17 protein-coding genes are annotated in these 15,081 nt (G+C 71.5%); 10 read left to right on the forward strand and 7 right to left on the reverse strand.

Annotated features, from left to right (window positions below; translation table 11 throughout):
- A partial coding sequence (locus ASG87_RS00080) for an ESPR-type extended signal peptide-containing protein (protein WP_268761791.1) occupies positions 1 to 1,295 on the reverse strand: 1,295 nt, incomplete at its 3' end.
- Positions 1,296 to 1,979: 684 nt separating this feature from the next.
- A complete protein-coding gene (locus ASG87_RS00085; protein WP_056000176.1) occupies positions 1,980 to 2,765 on the reverse strand; it encodes a DNA-binding response regulator in 786 nt (261 codons plus the stop codon).
- A 185-nt stretch (positions 2,766 to 2,950) separates the two neighbouring features.
- Here ASG87_RS00085 and ASG87_RS00090 point away from each other — a divergent pair, with 185 nt between their 5' ends.
- The gene (locus ASG87_RS00090; protein ID WP_055998973.1) at positions 2,951 to 3,862 is read left to right on the forward strand and encodes a LysR family transcriptional regulator; all 912 of its coding nucleotides are present in this window, start codon (positions 2,951 to 2,953) and stop codon (positions 3,860 to 3,862) included.
- A 20-nt stretch (positions 3,863 to 3,882) separates the two neighbouring features.
- On the opposite strand, the gene fdxA is transcribed toward ASG87_RS00090, so the two are convergent.
- On the reverse strand, positions 3,883 to 4,206 hold the full coding sequence (gene fdxA / locus ASG87_RS00095) for a ferredoxin FdxA (protein ID WP_055998976.1): 324 nt from the start codon (positions 4,204 to 4,206) through the stop codon (positions 3,883 to 3,885).
- Positions 4,207 to 4,483: 277 nt separating this feature from the next.
- On the opposite strand from fdxA, the gene ccoN reads away from it, so the two are divergent.
- From ccoN to ASG87_RS00140, 9 genes are all read left to right on the forward strand, one after another.
- Entirely contained in the window at positions 4,484 to 5,950 is a 1,467-nt protein-coding gene (ccoN, locus tag ASG87_RS00100; protein ID WP_055998979.1) for a cytochrome-c oxidase, cbb3-type subunit I, read from the forward strand.
- 114 nt (positions 5,951 to 6,064) lie between these two features.
- Complete coding sequence (gene ccoO / locus ASG87_RS00105; protein ID WP_055998982.1) at positions 6,065 to 6,727, forward strand: cytochrome-c oxidase, cbb3-type subunit II; 663 nt, start codon at positions 6,065 to 6,067, stop codon at positions 6,725 to 6,727.
- Positions 6,724 to 6,906 carry a cbb3-type cytochrome c oxidase subunit 3 gene (locus ASG87_RS00110; RefSeq protein ID WP_055998985.1) on the forward strand — a complete coding sequence of 61 codons (183 nt, stop codon included), beginning with the start codon at positions 6,724 to 6,726 and terminating at the stop codon, positions 6,904 to 6,906. Before ccoO ends, ASG87_RS00110 begins: the two co-directional genes overlap by 4 nt.
- Complete coding sequence (gene ccoP / locus ASG87_RS00115) at positions 6,903 to 7,811, forward strand: cytochrome-c oxidase, cbb3-type subunit III (protein ID WP_055998988.1); 909 nt, start codon at positions 6,903 to 6,905, stop codon at positions 7,809 to 7,811. Before ASG87_RS00110 ends, ccoP begins: the two co-directional genes overlap by 4 nt.
- A complete protein-coding gene (locus ASG87_RS00120; RefSeq protein ID WP_055998991.1) occupies positions 7,786 to 8,004 on the forward strand; it encodes a hypothetical protein in 219 nt (72 codons plus the stop codon). Before ccoP ends, ASG87_RS00120 begins: the two co-directional genes overlap by 26 nt.
- The gene (locus ASG87_RS00125; RefSeq protein WP_055998994.1) at positions 8,001 to 10,229 is read left to right on the forward strand and encodes a cation-translocating P-type ATPase; all 2,229 of its coding nucleotides are present in this window, start codon (positions 8,001 to 8,003) and stop codon (positions 10,227 to 10,229) included. The genes ASG87_RS00120 and ASG87_RS00125 overlap by 4 nt, the downstream gene beginning before the upstream one ends.
- Entirely contained in the window at positions 10,226 to 10,447 is a 222-nt protein-coding gene (gene ccoS, locus ASG87_RS00130) for a cbb3-type cytochrome oxidase assembly protein CcoS (protein ID WP_055998997.1), read from the forward strand. Before ASG87_RS00125 ends, ccoS begins: the two co-directional genes overlap by 4 nt.
- Complete coding sequence (gene azu, locus ASG87_RS00135; RefSeq protein WP_055999000.1) at positions 10,444 to 10,896, forward strand: azurin; 453 nt, start codon at positions 10,444 to 10,446, stop codon at positions 10,894 to 10,896. Before ccoS ends, azu begins: the two co-directional genes overlap by 4 nt.
- Positions 10,897 to 10,958: 62 nt before the next feature.
- Positions 10,959 to 11,360 (forward strand): group III truncated hemoglobin, encoded by a 402-nt coding sequence (locus tag ASG87_RS00140; protein WP_055999003.1) that lies wholly within the window; start codon positions 10,959 to 10,961, stop codon positions 11,358 to 11,360.
- Positions 11,361 to 11,412: 52 nt separating this feature from the next.
- Here ASG87_RS00140 and tpx read toward each other — a convergent pair whose 3' ends face one another.
- The 4 genes from tpx to nirK all read right to left on the reverse strand — a co-directional run.
- Entirely contained in the window at positions 11,413 to 11,913 is a 501-nt protein-coding gene (tpx, locus tag ASG87_RS00145) for a thiol peroxidase (RefSeq protein WP_055999006.1), read from the reverse strand.
- A gap of 572 nt (positions 11,914 to 12,485) precedes the next feature.
- Complete coding sequence (locus tag ASG87_RS00150) at positions 12,486 to 13,091, reverse strand: SCO family protein (protein WP_055999009.1); 606 nt, start codon at positions 13,089 to 13,091, stop codon at positions 12,486 to 12,488.
- A gap of 9 nt (positions 13,092 to 13,100) precedes the next feature.
- On the reverse strand, positions 13,101 to 13,856 hold the full coding sequence (locus ASG87_RS00155) for a formylglycine-generating enzyme family protein (RefSeq protein ID WP_056000178.1): 756 nt from the start codon (positions 13,854 to 13,856) through the stop codon (positions 13,101 to 13,103).
- Between the two features lie 11 nt (positions 13,857 to 13,867).
- Positions 13,868 to 15,081: copper-containing nitrite reductase (gene nirK / locus ASG87_RS00160; protein ID WP_235499521.1), on the reverse strand; the 1,214-nt coding region annotated here is incomplete at its 5' end.

A 15,081-nucleotide genomic window follows, 5' to 3' on the forward strand; every position in this document is an offset into this window, starting at 1 on the left:
GTGACGAGGATGTTCTGGCCGTTCTTGAAGTTCACCGTGCTGCCCGGCGCCACCTGGGTCGCCGTGCCGCCGTTGGTTTGCACGTTCCAGCCCTTGCTGGCGATTTCGCTGACCGCGTTCAACTGGCTGCCGTTCACCGCGTCGGTGCTGCCCGCGGCCACCGTGCCGTCGGCCACGCCGGTGATCTTGTTCGGGCCGGCGCCGCCGTGCTTGGCGCTGTACGCGCCCGCGCCGCCGTTTGCCGCCGGGTCCCACTGCAGCGCGTCGTCCTGCAACGCGGCAATGTCGCCCTCGTTCACCGTGACGCGGCCGTCCAGGCTGGAGATGCTGAGGGTATTGGCGTCGACCTTGGTGTTGACGGCGGTGAGCTGGTTGACGTTGACCGCGTCGGTGCCGGCGGTGCCGCCAGCCACGTTCTTGAGCTGGCGCTCGGCGCCCGCCTTGCCTACCGACACGGCGCCGCCGGCGGCGATCGCGTCGCCGCTGAACTTGGCCGGACCGCTGGCGTTGGCCGCGCCCACGCTGTTGGAGCCCATCGCCACGCTGTCGTTGACGGCGGTGGTGGCGCCGGCGCCCAGCGCCACGGAGCCGTCGCCGCTGGCGCGGGTCTGCGAGGCGGCCAGGTAGGTCGCGCCGGACGACACGCCGTCGTTGCCGGCGTTCCTCGAATCGGCCGCGCCGATGGCGATGGCGCGGTAGCCGGAGGCGTTCGCCGAATGGCCCATGGCGATGCCGCTTTCGCCGTTGGCGTAGGCCACGTTGCCGATCGCCATGGCGTAGTCGGCGGTGGCGGCCGATTGGCGGCCCATCGCGAAGCTGGTGTTGCCGCTGGCGAGGGCCACGGTGCCGATGGCGATGGCGGAGTTCTTGGTGGACTGCGCGCCGACGCCGAGCGCGATGCCCGAGTCGGTCGCCTGCGAGCGGTCGCCGATCGCCACCGAGGCGTTCGATGCCTTGGCATTGTCGCCCACGGCCGTGCTGCAGCCGTTCTTCAGGATGTACTGCGGGTCGCCGCTGCCGTTGGGGTTGCCCGGGTTCTTGCGGTCGACGAAGTTGGTGCTGCAACTGGTGTCGGCGGTGGCGCCCTTGGTGTTGCTGCCGGTGCCCGACACCGCGGTCTGCGCCCAGCCCGGTGCGGCGAACGCCAGCGCGAACATCAACGTTCCGGCGACTGCGCCGGCGCGAACCGTGGCGGACTGCTCCCTGCCCGCCTTGCCCGCGCGGCTGGCGAACTCCGATGCCACCACCAGTTGGCCCAGCGATTTGTTCCAAACCTTGCTGTAGATCCTGTTCATTGCCCGTCCTCGATCGATGTCGAAAGGTGAAAGCCGCGGGCCGCGCACAGCCCTGCCGGCGCACGACGCGTCAGTTGACTGGCCGGGATGTCCGGCGTCCTGCTGTGGACACGTGGCGATCGAGGCAGCATCCGGACCCGCGCCGCCCGCCGGACGCTTCACGGCGGACTCCCCTTGCGGCGGCCGGTGCGGACCTCATGTCCGGACCGGTCGTTGTCTGCGGCCTCTACGGCCGCGCTGCACCCGCTATCGCACACTGCTCCGTGCCGATTTGCTCGGCGTCGGTCGAGGCATCGCCCCGTTGTCGAGATAGGGCTTGCGGTCCCGCCCTCGGGGCCGCGAAGCTGGCGCATCCTAGGCAGCCGTCACGGCGGCGAGAAGGTCGCCGGGCAGGAACTTATGTCACGCCCGGCGCGACAAAAACCGCCCCGGCAAAGCAGGTCGCCCGCGATCCGCGGCGGGAATGCAGTTGCGGCGGGCCGCCGGCGCCTGCGCGGGAGCTTTGCCCCGGCGGACGATGCGCCTTCCGGAAACGGCGAAATTTTTTGGCGCCGCGCCGCCGAAACATGCGGCGCGTCACGGCACGACGCCCACCGGATGGGTTAGCCGGGATCGATGCGGGGACGATGGAACGGGGACGGCGCCATCGGCGCGTCCGGCGGGACGGAGTTGCCGGCCGCCGCGCTAGCCCGCGGGCGTGCCCTTGCCAGCGGCGCCGTCCTGCAATCCCTTGCGGTACTGGCTCGGGGTGACGCCCATGCGCTCGCGGAAGGCGGTGGTGAAATTGCAGGCGCTGCGGAAGCCGACGCTGCCGGCGATCTCCTGCATGCTCAGGAGCGGATCGGCCAGCAGTTCGCGGCCGCGCCGCAGCCGCTCCTCGCGCACCCAGGCGAACACGGTCATGCCGAGGTGGCGCCGGAAGATCGCCGAGAGCTTCTTGTCGTGCGTGCCGACCCGCGCCGCGATCGCCTCCAGCGGCGGCAACTCGGCGAGCTGCTGGCCGATCAGCCGCATCGCGGCGCGCAGCACCACCTCGTCCGGCGACAGCGGCGGCGCCGGCGTGTCGTCCACCGCGGCGGCGCGGCGGCGCGCCAGTTGCAGGTGGATCTGCACGCGCGCCAGCAGCTCGGCCGGCTCGCAGGTCTTCATGATGTAGTCGACGCCGCCCTGGCTGAGCCCTTCCAGCCGCTCGTCGGCGGCGCCGGCCGAGGTGAGGAACAGCACCGGGATGTCGCGCGTGCGCGGCGAGGCCTGCAGCAGGCGGCACAGCGCGAAGCCGTCCATGCCCGGCATGCGCACGTCCAGCAGGATCAGGTCCGGCGCGAGCAGTTGCGCGCGCTGCTGGCCCTGGCGGGCGTCGGTGGCCACGCTCACCCGCCAGTGCCTGCCGCGCAGCGCGAGCAGCAGCGGCCGGATCGCCTCCGGCGTGTCGTCGATCACCAGGATATGTGCCTGACTCGGCGCCAACATGCCCACCCCTGTCGCGTCGCCGCGGCCGGCGGGAAGCGCCGCCGCGCGGGCCATTGTAGGCGAGCGCATGCGGCTTGTCCGCCCGGGCAAAGCCGATCGCCGCCGCGGCAAAGGCGTGCCGCCCGCGCGCCGCGCAGACTGCGCATGCGGCACGGGCGCCGCGCCATTTCGCATCGCCGACACGCATGGATCAGACCGGGCAACTGGCCAATCTCTATCTGCTGACCCGGGTGATCGACGCCGGCGGTTTTTCCGCGGCCGCACGCGAGATGGGCACCACGCGGTCGCTGCTGAGCCGGCGCATCATCGCGCTGGAGCAGCAGCTCGGCGCGCGATTGCTGCACCGGGACGCACGCCGCTTCGCGGTGACCGCGGTGGGCGAGCAGGTCTACCGGCAGGCGGTGCTGATGTGCGAGGCCGCCCAGGCGGCGGTGGCCGTGGCGCGCGAGGCGCAGGGGCCGGCCGGCCTGCTGCGCGTGGACATGCCCGGCCCGCTGTCGCCGCTGCTGTCCGGCGTGCTGGCGGAGTTCGCCGACCGCAACCCGCAGTTGCGGCTGGCGGCCAGCGCCAGCGGCGGCGCCGACGCCCTGCTGCGCCAGCGCGCCGACGTGGCGCTGAGCCTGGGCAGCGCGCTGCCGGACAGCGGCGACATCGTGGCGCGCCCGCTCGGCAGCGCGCGGCTGGTGATGGTGGCCAGCCCCGAATTGCTGCAGCAACTGGACCACCCGCGCCACCCCGACAACGTCGAGGACCGGCACTGCCTCGGCTACACTGGCCACGGGCTGGCGCCGGACTGGCAATTGCGCGGCACCACGCCGCGCCGGCGGCACGCGCGCCTGGTCAGCGACCACCTGCCGACCGTGCTGGCGTCGGCGCGCGCAGGCATGGGCTTCGCCCAACTGCCGATGTACGCCTGCCACGAGGACCTCGCCAGCGGCCGGCTGCAACTGGTCTTCGAGGCCTTCGAGGCGCGCCCGCTGCCGCTGCACGCGCTGACCATGGCCGGCCACGCGAGCGGCGAGCTGGCGCTCGGCCTGATCCGCTTCGTGCGCGAGCAGCTCGCGCGCATGCCGGCGCTCGGCCTGCTGCCGGCTTGAGCCGGCCTGAGCCGGCCGGGTCAGCGCCGCAGCAGCGGCAGCTTGTCCGGCACGCCGTCCCACGCGGCGGCGTCCTCCAGCGCGGGCTTCTTCGCGGCGAGCACCGGCCACTCGCGCGCCAGTTCGGCGTTGATGCCGAGGAACCCCTCCTGCCCGGCCGGCACGTCCAGCTCGGGAAAGATCGCGCCGACCGGGCATTCCTCCACGCACAGCGTGCAGTCGATGCATTCGTCCGGATCGATCACCAGGAAATTCGGGCCCTCGTGGAAGCAGTCCACCGGACACACCTCGACGCAGTCGGTGTGCTTGCAGTTGATGCAGTTGTCGGTGACGACGTGCGTCATGGGCCGGGTACTCCGCGCGGGTCTCGCCGTCCGCAGTGTGGTGCCGCCGGTACCGGCGGCACCCTGACCTGGATCAGGGCGGCCCGTGCGCGGACCCGTGCCGAGGGCTTGCCAGCCGGCCGCGCGCGGCGCGATGCTGGCGCCAGGGAGACAAAGGGACCGGCTGCGACAACGCGCCACAGCATTTCCCGTGGCGGATTGCCGCAGTGATTTGACCCAGGTCAACGAGCCGCGACGCGGCGTTGGGACAATGACGCGACAACCAACCGGGGGCGCCATGCCGAACACGGAGTACTACAACGACAAGGTCGTGCGGCAGTTCCTGCTCGCCGCGGCAGTGTGGGGTATCGTCGGCATGTCGGTCGGCGTCTACGCCGCCGCCGAGCTGATGTGGCCGGCGCTGAACTTCGACATCCCGTGGCTGACCTTCAGCCGGATCCGCCCCGACCACACCTTCGGCGTGATCTTCGCCTTCGGCGGCTCGGCGCTGATGGGCACCTGCTACTACGTGGTGCAGCGCACCGGCCACGCGCGGCTGGCCCTGGGCAGGCTGGCGGAGTTCACCTTCTGGGGCTGGCAACTGGTCTGCGTGCTGGCGATGACCACGATGCCGCTGGGCATCACCCAGAGCAAGGAATACGCCGAGCCGGAGTGGTTCATCGACATCCTGATCGCGGTGGTGTGGGTGAGCTTCGGCACGGTGTTCTTCGCCAGCCTGGCGCGCCGCCGGATCAAGCACATCTACGTGGCCAACTGGTATTACGGCGCCTTCATCATCGCGGTGGGGCTGCTGCACATCGTCAACAACCTGGCCCTGCCGGTGTCGCTGTTCAAGTCCTACCCGATCTACTCGGGCGTGGTCGACGCGATGGTGCAGTGGTGGTACGGCCACAACGCGGTGGCGTTCTTCCTCACCGCCGGCTTCCTCGGGATGATGTACTACTTCGTGCCGCGCCAGGCGCAGCAGCCGCTGTGGAGCTACCGCTTCTCGATCGTGAACTTCTGGGCGCTGATCTCGGTGTACATGTGGGCCGGCGCGCACCATCTGATGTACACCGCGCTGCCCGACTGGGTGCAGTCGGTGGGCATGGCGTTCTCGCTGATCCTGCTGATGCCGAGCTGGGGCTCGGCGGCGAACGGCCTGCTCACCTTCAACGGCTCGTGGTCGAAGCTCAAGACCGACCCGGCGGCGAAGTTCATGGTGCTGTCGCTGGTGTTCTACGCCGCCTCGACCTTCGAGGGCTCGATGATGGCGATCAAGACGGTCAACTCGCTGTCGCACTACACCGACTGGACCATCGCCCACGTGCATTCGGGCTCGATCGGCTGGGTCGCGATGATCACCATCGGCTCGCTGTACGCGATGGCGCCGCGCGCGCTGGGGCGGCCGGCGATGCACTCGCACCGCGGCATGGAGTGGCACTTCTGGCTGCACACCATGGGCCTGCTGCTGTACGTCGGCTCGATGTGGACGGCCGGCGTCACCGAGGGCCTGATGTGGCGCGCCACCAATGCCGACGGTTCGCTCACCTACGGCTTCCTCGACAGCCTGATCGCGATCAAGCCGATGTACCTGATCCGCTGGCTGGGCGGCGTGCTGGTGCTGTCGGGCATGGTGGTGATGGCGTGGAACCTCTGGTACACCGCCGCCGACGCGCGCGCCCGGCTGATCAAGCCGATCCCGGTGCCGATCCCGGAGCCCGAACCCCACCAGGTTCCCGCCCCCCTGCCGGCGGCGACCTGATGCGCCGCCCCGTCAGCGCCGCCTCGACCGCGTTCCCGCTGCGGGAACGCGGCCCGGCCCCGCAAGCCCAACCGCGGCCGCCCGTCGCCGCATTTTCCGAGTAGAGCTCACGCCATGGCCTACAGACATTTCGAAGCGATCGAGAAGCATGCCGGCCTGCTCGGCATCCTTACCGCGATCATGGTGTCGATCGGCGGCCTCGCCGAGATCACCCCGCTGTTCATGGAAGCACATGCGGTGAAGGCGCCGCCCGGCGTGCAGCCGTACGACCCGCTGCGGCTGGCCGGCAAGGACATCTACGTACGCGAGGGCTGCTACCTGTGCCATTCGCAGATGATCCGCGCGCTGCGCGCCGAGACCGAGCGCTACGGCCACTTCTCCACCGCCGCCGAGTCGGTCTACGACCGCCCGTTCCAGTGGGGCTCCAAGCGCACCGGGCCCGACCTGGCGCGCGTGGGCGGCAAATACTCCGACGACTGGCAGCGCGTGCACCTGATGGACCCGCGCAAGGTGGTGCCGCAGTCGAACATGCCCGGCTACCCGTGGCTGGCCAGCCAGAAGCTCGACGCCGCCGACATCCAGGCGCGCATGCGCACCCTGCGCAAGCTGGGCGACCCGTACAGCGACGCCGAGATCGCCGGCGCGCCCGCCGCGCTGGAGGGCAAGACCGAGCTGGACGCGGTAGTCGCCTACCTGCAGGGCCTGGGCATCCGCAACGAGCCCGCCACGGCGACCGCGGCGACCGCGGCCCGCGCCGGCCAGGCGGGTGCGCCATGAGTCCGGTCTGGGGCCACGTCGCCGGGGTCATCACCACCTTGCTCATGCTCGTCTTCGTGGGCATCTGGATATGGGCCTGGCGCGCGCGCCATAAGCGCGTGTTCGCGCGCATGGCGCAACTGCCGATGGAAGACGAGATCGACGCCAACGCCACGGATACGCAGGAGGATCGCCCATGAGCACGGGATGGTCGTTGTGGGTGATGTTCCTGGTGGTGCTCAACCTGGGCATCACGCTGTTCCTTTTCCTGTGGGGCCCGCGCGCGAAGATCCCCACCCAGCCCGACGGCACCAGCGGCCACGTCTGGGCGCACGGCGTGCTGCGCGAGGGCGTGCGCCGGCTGCCAATGTGGTGGATCGTGCTGTCGGCCGGCATGTTCGTGGTCGGCTTCGCCTACCTGGCGCTGTTCCCCGGCTTCGGCAACTACAAGGGTCTGCTCGGCTGGACCTCGCACGGCAAGCTGGCACGCGATGTGGCTGCCAACGACGCCAGGCTCGCCCCGCTGATGGAGCGCTTCGGGCTGTATCCGGTCGAGCAGCTCGCCGGCGATCCGGCCGCGCAGCAGATGGGCAAGGTGCTGTTCGAGGACAACTGCGCCGCCTGCCACCAGCGCAGCGGCAAGGGCAACGTGCTGCTCGGCGCACCCGACCTCACCGACGGCGACTGGCTGTACGGCGGCGACGGCAAGGCCATCGCCACCTCGATCCACGACGGCCGCAGCGGCGTGATGCCGCCGTGGGCGAGCCTGGGCGAGGACAACGTGAAGCATCTCGCGCAGTACGTGCTGAGCCTGTCCGGCGCGCCGCACGACGCCGCCCAGGCCGCCGCCGGCCAGCCGCTGTTCGCCACCTGCGCCGCCTGCCACGGCGCCGACGGCAAGGGCAATACCGCGCTGGGCGCGCCCAACCTCACCGACAAGGTGTGGCTGCACGGCGGCAGCGTGGCCGAGGTCGAGCAGACCATCCGCGACGGCCGCCAGGGCCACATGCCCGCCTGGAGCCCGCGCCTCAGCGACGCGCAGATCCACGTGCTGGCCGCCTACGTCTACCACCTGTCCCATGCCGACGGCGACGACCCGCGCTGACCGCCACGACGCGGCCGCCTGGTACCGGCAGCCGGTGCTGTGGCTGGGCGCGGCGATCTTCGCCGCATCGCTGGCCGGCTGCGTGTGGATGATCGTGCTGGGCGCGCGCCATGCCGACGCGCCGGTGGACGCGCCGCACGCCGTGTTCGGCGTGCCGGCCGCCAGCCACAGCAGCCCCGGCGCGGCGCGATGAGCGCCCACGCCGCCTGGGCGCACCCGCAGCTCGCCGCGCAGGTGCTGCGCGCGCGGCGCGACGGCCGCAGCGAGGTCGCGCTGCGGGTCGAGCCGCTGCACAGCGCGCAGCAGGTGCTGCGGCTGGAGCAGCGCATCCAGGCGCTGCCCGGCGTGCAGCGCGTCGCCATCGACGCGCCGGCGCGGCGGGCCCGGGTGGTCTGGGATCCGCAGCGCACGCCGCTGCCGGCCCTGCTCGACGCGTTCGCCGCCGCCCGCTGCGCGGCGCGGCCGCTGCAGCACGACAGCCTGGGCGATGCGCGCTCGCGCGAGGCCCACGACGCGCTCAAGCGGATGCTGGTGGCCGGCATGTTCGCGATGCAGGTGATGACCTACGCGTTCGTGATGTACGTGGGCGCGGTCGATTTCGTCGACTTCACCACCCGCGGCCTGTTCCGCTGGCTGAGCCTGCTGTCCACCGCGCCGGTGGTGTTCTACTCGGCCGTGCCGTTCTACGCCGGCGCCCTGCGCGAACTGCGCGAGCGCCGGCTCGGCGTGAACCTGCCGGTGGCTCTGGCGGTGCTGCTGGTGTTCTTCGCCAGCACGTACGCCACCGTGGCGGGCCGCGGCGAGATCTACTTCGACTCGGTCAGCATGTTCGTGTTCCTGCTGCTCGGCGGGCGCTACCTCGAACTGCGCGCGCGCCATCGCAGCGACGCGCTCGGCGACGCGGCGATCGACGCCACGCCGCTGCTGGCCGAACGACGCCGCGCCGACGGCGGCCTGGAAACGGTCGCCGCGATCGAGCTGCTCGCGGGCGACCGCGTGCACGTCGCCGAAGGCGCCACGATACCGGCCGACGGCCGCCTGGAAAGCGCGCAGGCACTGGTCGACGAGGCATGGCTGTCGGGCGAGTCGCGGCCGGTGCGGCGGCGCCGCGGCGAACCGCTGGTCGCCGGCAGCGTACTGCTGGCCGGCCCGGCCGAGCTGCTGGTGGAGCGCAGCGGCGACGCCACCGCCGCCGCGCGGCTGGGCGCGCTCGCCACCCGCGCGCGACAGGCGCGCGACGCGCTGCCGCAGGGCCACGACCGCGACGCCGGCCGCTTCGTCGGCCGCGTGCTGCTGCTGACCGCGCTGACCGCGCTCGGCTGGCTGCTGGTCGATCCTTCGCGCGCCTTCGCATCTTCGGTGGCGGTGCTGGTGGTGGCCTGCCCGTGCGCCTTCGCGCTGACCCTGCCGGCCACCCTGGCGCGCGCGCTGGGCGTGCTGGCGCAGCGCGGCGTGCTGGTCACCGACGGCGCGGCGCTGGAGCCGCTGGCCCGCGCCGACTACGCCCTGTTCGACAAGACCGGCACGCTGACCCTGCCGCGGCTGCCCGACGACGCGGTCGAGCCGCTGCGCGGCGACGACCGCGAACAGGTGCTGCAATGGGCCGCGGCGCTGGCCCACGAAAGCGCGCATCCGCTGGCGCGCGCGCTGGCCGCTGCCGCCGCGCGGCAGGGCCCGGCGCCGCGGGCGGAGGCGGTGCAGGTGGTGGCCGGCGCCGGCATCCGCGGCGAACTCGACGGCCGCGCGCTGCGCCTCGGCCATGCCGGCTTCGCGCTGGCCGGCGGCGTCCTGCCGGACGGCGCCGCCGACACCCTGCTGCTGGCCGACGCCGACGGCGCCATCGCCGCCTTCCACCTGGACGAAGCCGCCCGCGGCGACGCCGCGGCCACCGTGGCGGCGCTGCGTGCCGACGGCATCGCGCCGGCCGTCGCCAGCGGCGATGCGGCCGCGCGCGTCGGCACCCTCGCCGGCCGGCTCGGCATCGCCGACTGGCATGCGCGGCAGACGCCCGCCGACAAGCTCGCGCGGCTGCAGGCGGCGCACGCGCGCGGCCACGTCACGCTGGCGGTCGGCGACGGCATCAACGACGCCCCGCTGCTGGCGGGCGCGGACGTCTCGGCCGCGCTCGCCGGCGGCACCGGCGTGGCCCAGGCGCAGGCCGACCTGCTGTTGCTGGACGGACGCCTGCACGGCCTCGTGGACGCCCGCGCGATCGCGCGCCAGGTGCGCCGCGTCGTGGCGCAGAGCCGGCGCTGGTCGCTGGGCTACAACCTTTTCGCGATCCCGTTCGCCGCGTTCGGCCTGGTGCCGCCGTGGCTGGCCGGCATCGGCATGTCGCTCAGCTCGCTGGCGGTGGTGCTCAACGCCCTGCGCGTGGGCCGCAGCGACGCCGCGCGGCGACCGGCGCTGCCGGCATGAACATCCTGCTCGTGCTGATCCCGGTCACCGGGCTGGTGGTGATACTGGCGGTGGCGCTGTTCTTCTGGGCGGTGAACCACCACCAGTTCGACGACCTGGACAACCCGGGCGTGGTACCGCTGCTGGAGGATGATCCAGATCAGGGCGGCAAGGCGCCGGCACCGGCAGACTCCAGCGCAACCGGCGACGACGCCGCCCACACCGGAGCTTCCCCATGAAACGCCAATGCTTCGCCCTCGTCCTGCTCTCCCTGGTCGCCGCCCCCACCTGGGCCGCCGCGGCCTGCTCGGCCACGATCGAGGCCAACGACGCCATGCAGTTCAACCAGAAGTCGATCGAGGTGCCGAAGAGCTGCAAGCAGTTCACCGTGACGCTCAAGCACGTCGGCAAGCTGCCCAAGGCCGCGATGGGCCACAACTGGGTGCTGTCCGCTGCCGCTGACGAGCCCGGCATCGACGCCGACGGCGCCAAGGCCGGCCCCGGCAACGACTACCTCAAGCCGGGCGACGGCCGGGTGATCGCGCACACCCGGCTGATCGGCGGCGGCGAGAGCGATTCGACCACGTTCAAGGTGGCCGCGCTGAAGGCCGGCGAGACCTACGCCTTTTTCTGCTCGTTCCCCGGCCACGCGGCCCTGATGAAGGGTACGCTCGGCCTGGGCAAGTGAGCCCTGCCGCGGCGCGTTCGCGCGCCGCGGCCTTTTCCCTCCCCGCTTCCCCGCCACGGACCATGCGCAGCAGCCTCGACGAAAACGCCATCGCCCGCCTGGTCGCCCGCTTCTACGACAAGGTGCGGGTCGATCCGGTACTCGGCCCTGTGTTCAACCCCGCCGTGCACGACTGGGACGAGCACAAGCGCACCCTGGTGCGCTTCTGGTGCTCGGTGGCGCTGCGCGCGGCCAGCTATCGCGGCAACCCGATGGCGGCGCACCGTCCCCATCCGATCCGCGCCGAGCATTTCGACTACTGGATCGCGCTGTGGCGCGAGACCTGCGCCGAGGTGCTGGACGAGGCCGGCACCGCGCAGATGGCGGACTACGCCGAGCGCATCGGCGCCAGCCTGAAGCTCGGCCTGGGCCTGCATCCGCGGGGGCGCAGCCTCGGCGTGCCCATCGTCGGCATCCGGCATTGAGCGCGGCGCTTCCCGCTCCCGCGAAAAGCGCCAGGCTCGCCGGTTTCCCGGTTCAGGCCAGCACGGCCAGCGCGGCCTCGTAGTCCGGCTCCTCGGCGATCTCGCCCACCCGTTGGGCATGGATCACCTTGTCGTGCCCGTCCAGCACCACCACCGCCCGCGCCGCCAGGCCGGCCAGCGGGCCACTGGCGATCGCCACGCCGTAGTCGGCGAGGAAACCGCGGCCGCGCATGGTCGAGAGCATCACCACGTGGTCGAGCCCTTCGGCGCCGCAGAAGCGCGCCTGCGCGAACGGCAGGTCGGCCGAGATGCACAGCACCACCGTATCGGCCAGCTTGCCGGCCAGTTCGTTGAAGCGGCGCACCGAGGCGGCGCACACCCCGGTATCCACGCTGGGGAAGATGTTGAGCACCTTGCGCCGGCCGGCGAAGCTCGCCAGTGTGGTATCGGCCAGGTCCTTGCCGACCAGGGCGAATGCCGGCGCCTGCGCGCCCTCGGCGGGAAACGGACCGTCGACCTGGATCGGCTGGCCTTTGAACGTGACGTGGGACATGGCGATACCTCGCGGGAAAGGGAGGCCAGTAGAACATGCCGGCGCCTTGGAACACGATGGTTGGGATGCTTTCCTCGCGGAAGGCGCGGCATGCCTTGGAGCCGGATTCAAAATCCGCCGCTGGGCGGGGCCTTGGATTACAGGCACGCCCGCCATCCCTGCGAAAGCAGGGCAAAAGCGAGCCTTGCGAGTGTTGAACAGCCGAAGGCTGGCCCCCGAAGGGACGAGCGCAGCGAGTCATCCAGTGACTGGATGCCCAAAAAAGCAGAGGCGCTGGATCCCAGCTTTCGCAGGGATGACGGGCGGGGAGCGTGAGGCGATTCCAGTCCGACAGGGAGACTTTGGACAGGCTCTCAGGGCCGTTCAAGGTCTATCCGCCGGATCGGCACACCCTGGCGCTCGTCATTCCTGCGAGGCGCTTTTCAACAGCCGAAGGGCTGGTCAAGCAGGAATCCAGTGACNTCTCCCCCCAAAACCTAGAGGCACTGGATACCAGCTTGACCAGCCCTTCGGCCGTTGAAAGCCGCTGGGGTGACGCTTCGTAGGGATACCTAGGGGACTTTAAACAGGCCCTAAGGCGCAGCCGCCACCGTCTTGCGCACGGCCGCGACGAAGGCCGGGTCGAGCCTGCCGATCACGTCCGTGCGCGCGACGATGCGCCCCTGCGCATCGAGCAGGATCAGTTCGCTGCTGTGGTTGAAGTCGCCGTCCGGGCGCTTGCGGTATTGCAGCCCGAGCAGCGCGGCCAGCGGGCGCACGTCCTGCGGCTCGGCGCGCGCCAGGGTCCAGTGCGACGCGTCCAGCCCGCGCCTGGCGGCGTAGTCGTGCAGCGCCTGCACGCTGTCGCGCTCGGGGTCGAAGCTCACCGCCAGCACGTCGAGCCGGTCGCGCGCGGGCTCGTCGACCGCCTGGCGGGTCAGCTTGAGCGTGTCCACGATCATCGGGCAGACCATCGTGCACGAGGTGTAGAACATGGTGACCAATTGCGCCCGGCCGCGCCGCGCCGCGAGCGGCTGCGTGCGGCCGTCCTGGCCGGTGAGCTTCAGGTCGAGCTGGTAGACCGAATCGCCGGGCAACGCGGCGGCGGCGGGAGCGGCGGCAGGCGCGGCCGGCGGCGCCCCGGCCAGGGCGCCGCCGGCCAGCAGCAGCGCGACGCAGAGCACGATCAGACGTTTCATCGGATGTCCTCATTCGGGCTTCGCGCAGCGGAAGCCCATGTTGTTGGTGGTGTCCACGGCCTTCAGCGCGGACAGCATCGCCACGCGCATCAGGGTGGCGTAGTTCTCGCGCTGCTGCATGCCGATCGCGCCGGCGCCGCAGAACTTCAGCTTGTCCGCGCCGTCCTGCTCGCGCCCGTCGGTGGACACCAGCAGCGCGTTGAAATCGTCCACCCACTCCCATACCAGCCCGTTGAGGTCGCGCACGCCGTGCACGTCGGCGTCGCCGCCCACTGCCGGCAGCGCTCCCCGCGACGGGCGCCCGTACCAGTTCAGCACGCGCTCGCGCCAGGCCGGGTCGCTGCGCGCGTCGGCCCGGGTGGCATCGGCCGCGGCGGCGTATTCCCACTCGTACCAGGTCGGCAGCCGCGCATGCTCGCTTTCGCAGAAAGCCTGGGCGGCGAACCAGCTCACCCGGGTCACCGGCTGGCGCGGCAACGCGCCCTCCCCCAGCGCATCGGCGGCGGCCCAGTGCGAAAGGTACTGGCCGTCGGCGAACACCGCGGGCACGCGGTCGCGCCGCCACTGCGGATGCGTCTCGACGAAGGCGAGGAACTCGGCGTTGGTCACCGGCTCGGTGCGCAGGCGGAACGGCGCGATCCGCGCCGGCTCCGCCTTGCCGTCGGCCGGCAGCACGCTGGCGAACGTGCCGCCCGGCAGGGCGGCGTAGTCCGCCGCCACCGCCGGCGCGCCGGACAGCGCGCCGAGCAGCAGTGCCGGCCCCATGCCGCGCACGTTCAGTGCTCCGGCGCCGCGGGCGCAGGCTGCGCACGCACCTTGGCAACCTCGTCCTTGCTGACCTGGCCGCCCGGGTTGTCCCAGCTATTGAGCACGTAGGTGAGGATGTTCGCCACCTCGTCGTCGGTGAGCTGGCCCATCGGCGGCATCACCGAATCGTAGTCCTTGCCGTTGACGGTCACCTTGCCGGTGAGCCCGTGCAGCGGGATCGAGATCAGGTGCTCCTTGTCCTGCTTCGCCAGGTAGTCCGACTTCGCCAGCGGCGGGAACACGTTAGCCAGCCCCTCGCCGTTGGCCTGGTGGCATACCGAGCAGGTGCCGGTGAACAACTGCTTGCCCGCGGCGATCTGGTCGTCCTTGCTGAGCGTGCCCGACGCGTTCGCCTTGGCCGCGGTGCTCACCGCGTGCAGGTTCGGCTCGGCGCGGTCGCCCAGGTAGACCGAGTCGACCTCCTTGCCCGAGTAGATCGCCTTGTCCTCCGGCCCGTCCACCTTCAGGATCGCCATCGCGCCCTTGTTGAACGCGCGGAAGATCGAGTGGTCGACCAGCACGTAGCTGCCCGGCACCTGGGTGTGGAACTCCACGATCGCCGCGCCGCCGGCCGGGATCAGCGTGGTCTGCACGTTCTCCTGCGGGTGCGTGCCGCCCTCCGGCTGCACGCGGTCGAAGATCTCGCCGATCACGTGGAAGCTGGACACCAGGTTGGGGCCGCCGTTGCCGACGAACAGGCGCACCGAGTCGCCGACCTTGGCGGTGAGCGCCTTGTCGCCGGTAAGCGCGCCTTCGTGGCCGTTGAACAGCACGTAGGTGGGCTGCTCGGCGATCGCCTTGTCCATGTCGAACGGCTGGTGGCCTTTTTCGCGGTACTTGCCGGTGGTGTAGAAGTCACCCTGCATCACGTAGTACTCGTGGTCCACCTTCGGCAGGCCCTCCGGCGGCTCGACCAGGATCAGCCCGTACATGCCGTTGGCGATGTGCATGCCCACCGGCGCGGTGGCGCAGTGATACACGTAGATGCCCTGGTTGAGCGCCTTGAAGGTGAACTGCGACTCGTGCCCCGGCGCGGTGAAGCTGGAGGCCGCGCCGCCGCCCGGGCCGGTAACGCCGTGCAGGTCGATGTTGTGCGGCATCTTGCTGTCCGGCGCGTTCTTCAGGTGGAACTCCACCGTGTCGCCCTGGCGCACGCGGATGAAGCTGCCCGGCACGGTGCCGC

The organism is Frateuria sp. Soil773, assembly GCF_001428405.1.
Classification (GTDB): Bacteria; Pseudomonadota; Gammaproteobacteria; order Xanthomonadales; family Rhodanobacteraceae; genus LMSL01.

What these genes read in the sequence shown, in the direction of transcription:
- ASG87_RS00120 (WP_055998991.1), top strand. Translation starts at nt 7,786, where the DNA reads ATGCCGACGGCGACGACCCGCGCTGACCGCCACGACGCGGCCGCCTGG.
- ASG87_RS00085 (WP_056000176.1), bottom strand. Translation starts at nt 2,765, where the DNA reads ATGTTGGCGCCGAGTCAGGCACATATCCTGGTGATCGACGACACGCCG.
- ccoO (WP_055998982.1), top strand. Translation starts at nt 6,065, where the DNA reads ATGGCCTACAGACATTTCGAAGCGATCGAGAAGCATGCCGGCCTGCTC.
- tpx (WP_055999006.1), bottom strand. Translation starts at nt 11,913, where the DNA reads ATGTCCCACGTCACGTTCAAAGGCCAGCCGATCCAGGTCGACGGTCCG.
- fdxA (WP_055998976.1), bottom strand. Translation starts at nt 4,206, where the DNA reads ATGACGCACGTCGTCACCGACAACTGCATCAACTGCAAGCACACCGAC.
- ASG87_RS00140 (WP_055999003.1), top strand. Translation starts at nt 10,959, where the DNA reads ATGCGCAGCAGCCTCGACGAAAACGCCATCGCCCGCCTGGTCGCCCGC.
- ASG87_RS00150 (WP_055999009.1), bottom strand. Translation starts at nt 13,091, where the DNA reads ATGAAACGTCTGATCGTGCTCTGCGTCGCGCTGCTGCTGGCCGGCGGC.
- ASG87_RS00110 (WP_055998985.1), top strand. Translation starts at nt 6,724, where the DNA reads ATGAGTCCGGTCTGGGGCCACGTCGCCGGGGTCATCACCACCTTGCTC.
- azu (WP_055999000.1), top strand. Translation starts at nt 10,444, where the DNA reads ATGAAACGCCAATGCTTCGCCCTCGTCCTGCTCTCCCTGGTCGCCGCC.
- ccoN (WP_055998979.1), top strand. Translation starts at nt 4,484, where the DNA reads ATGCCGAACACGGAGTACTACAACGACAAGGTCGTGCGGCAGTTCCTG.
- ASG87_RS00090 (WP_055998973.1), top strand. Translation starts at nt 2,951, where the DNA reads ATGGATCAGACCGGGCAACTGGCCAATCTCTATCTGCTGACCCGGGTG.
- ccoP (WP_055998988.1), top strand. Translation starts at nt 6,903, where the DNA reads ATGAGCACGGGATGGTCGTTGTGGGTGATGTTCCTGGTGGTGCTCAAC.
- ASG87_RS00125 (WP_055998994.1), top strand. Translation starts at nt 8,001, where the DNA reads ATGAGCGCCCACGCCGCCTGGGCGCACCCGCAGCTCGCCGCGCAGGTG.
- ASG87_RS00155 (WP_056000178.1), bottom strand. Translation starts at nt 13,856, where the DNA reads ATGGGGCCGGCACTGCTGCTCGGCGCGCTGTCCGGCGCGCCGGCGGTG.
- ccoS (WP_055998997.1), top strand. Translation starts at nt 10,226, where the DNA reads ATGAACATCCTGCTCGTGCTGATCCCGGTCACCGGGCTGGTGGTGATA.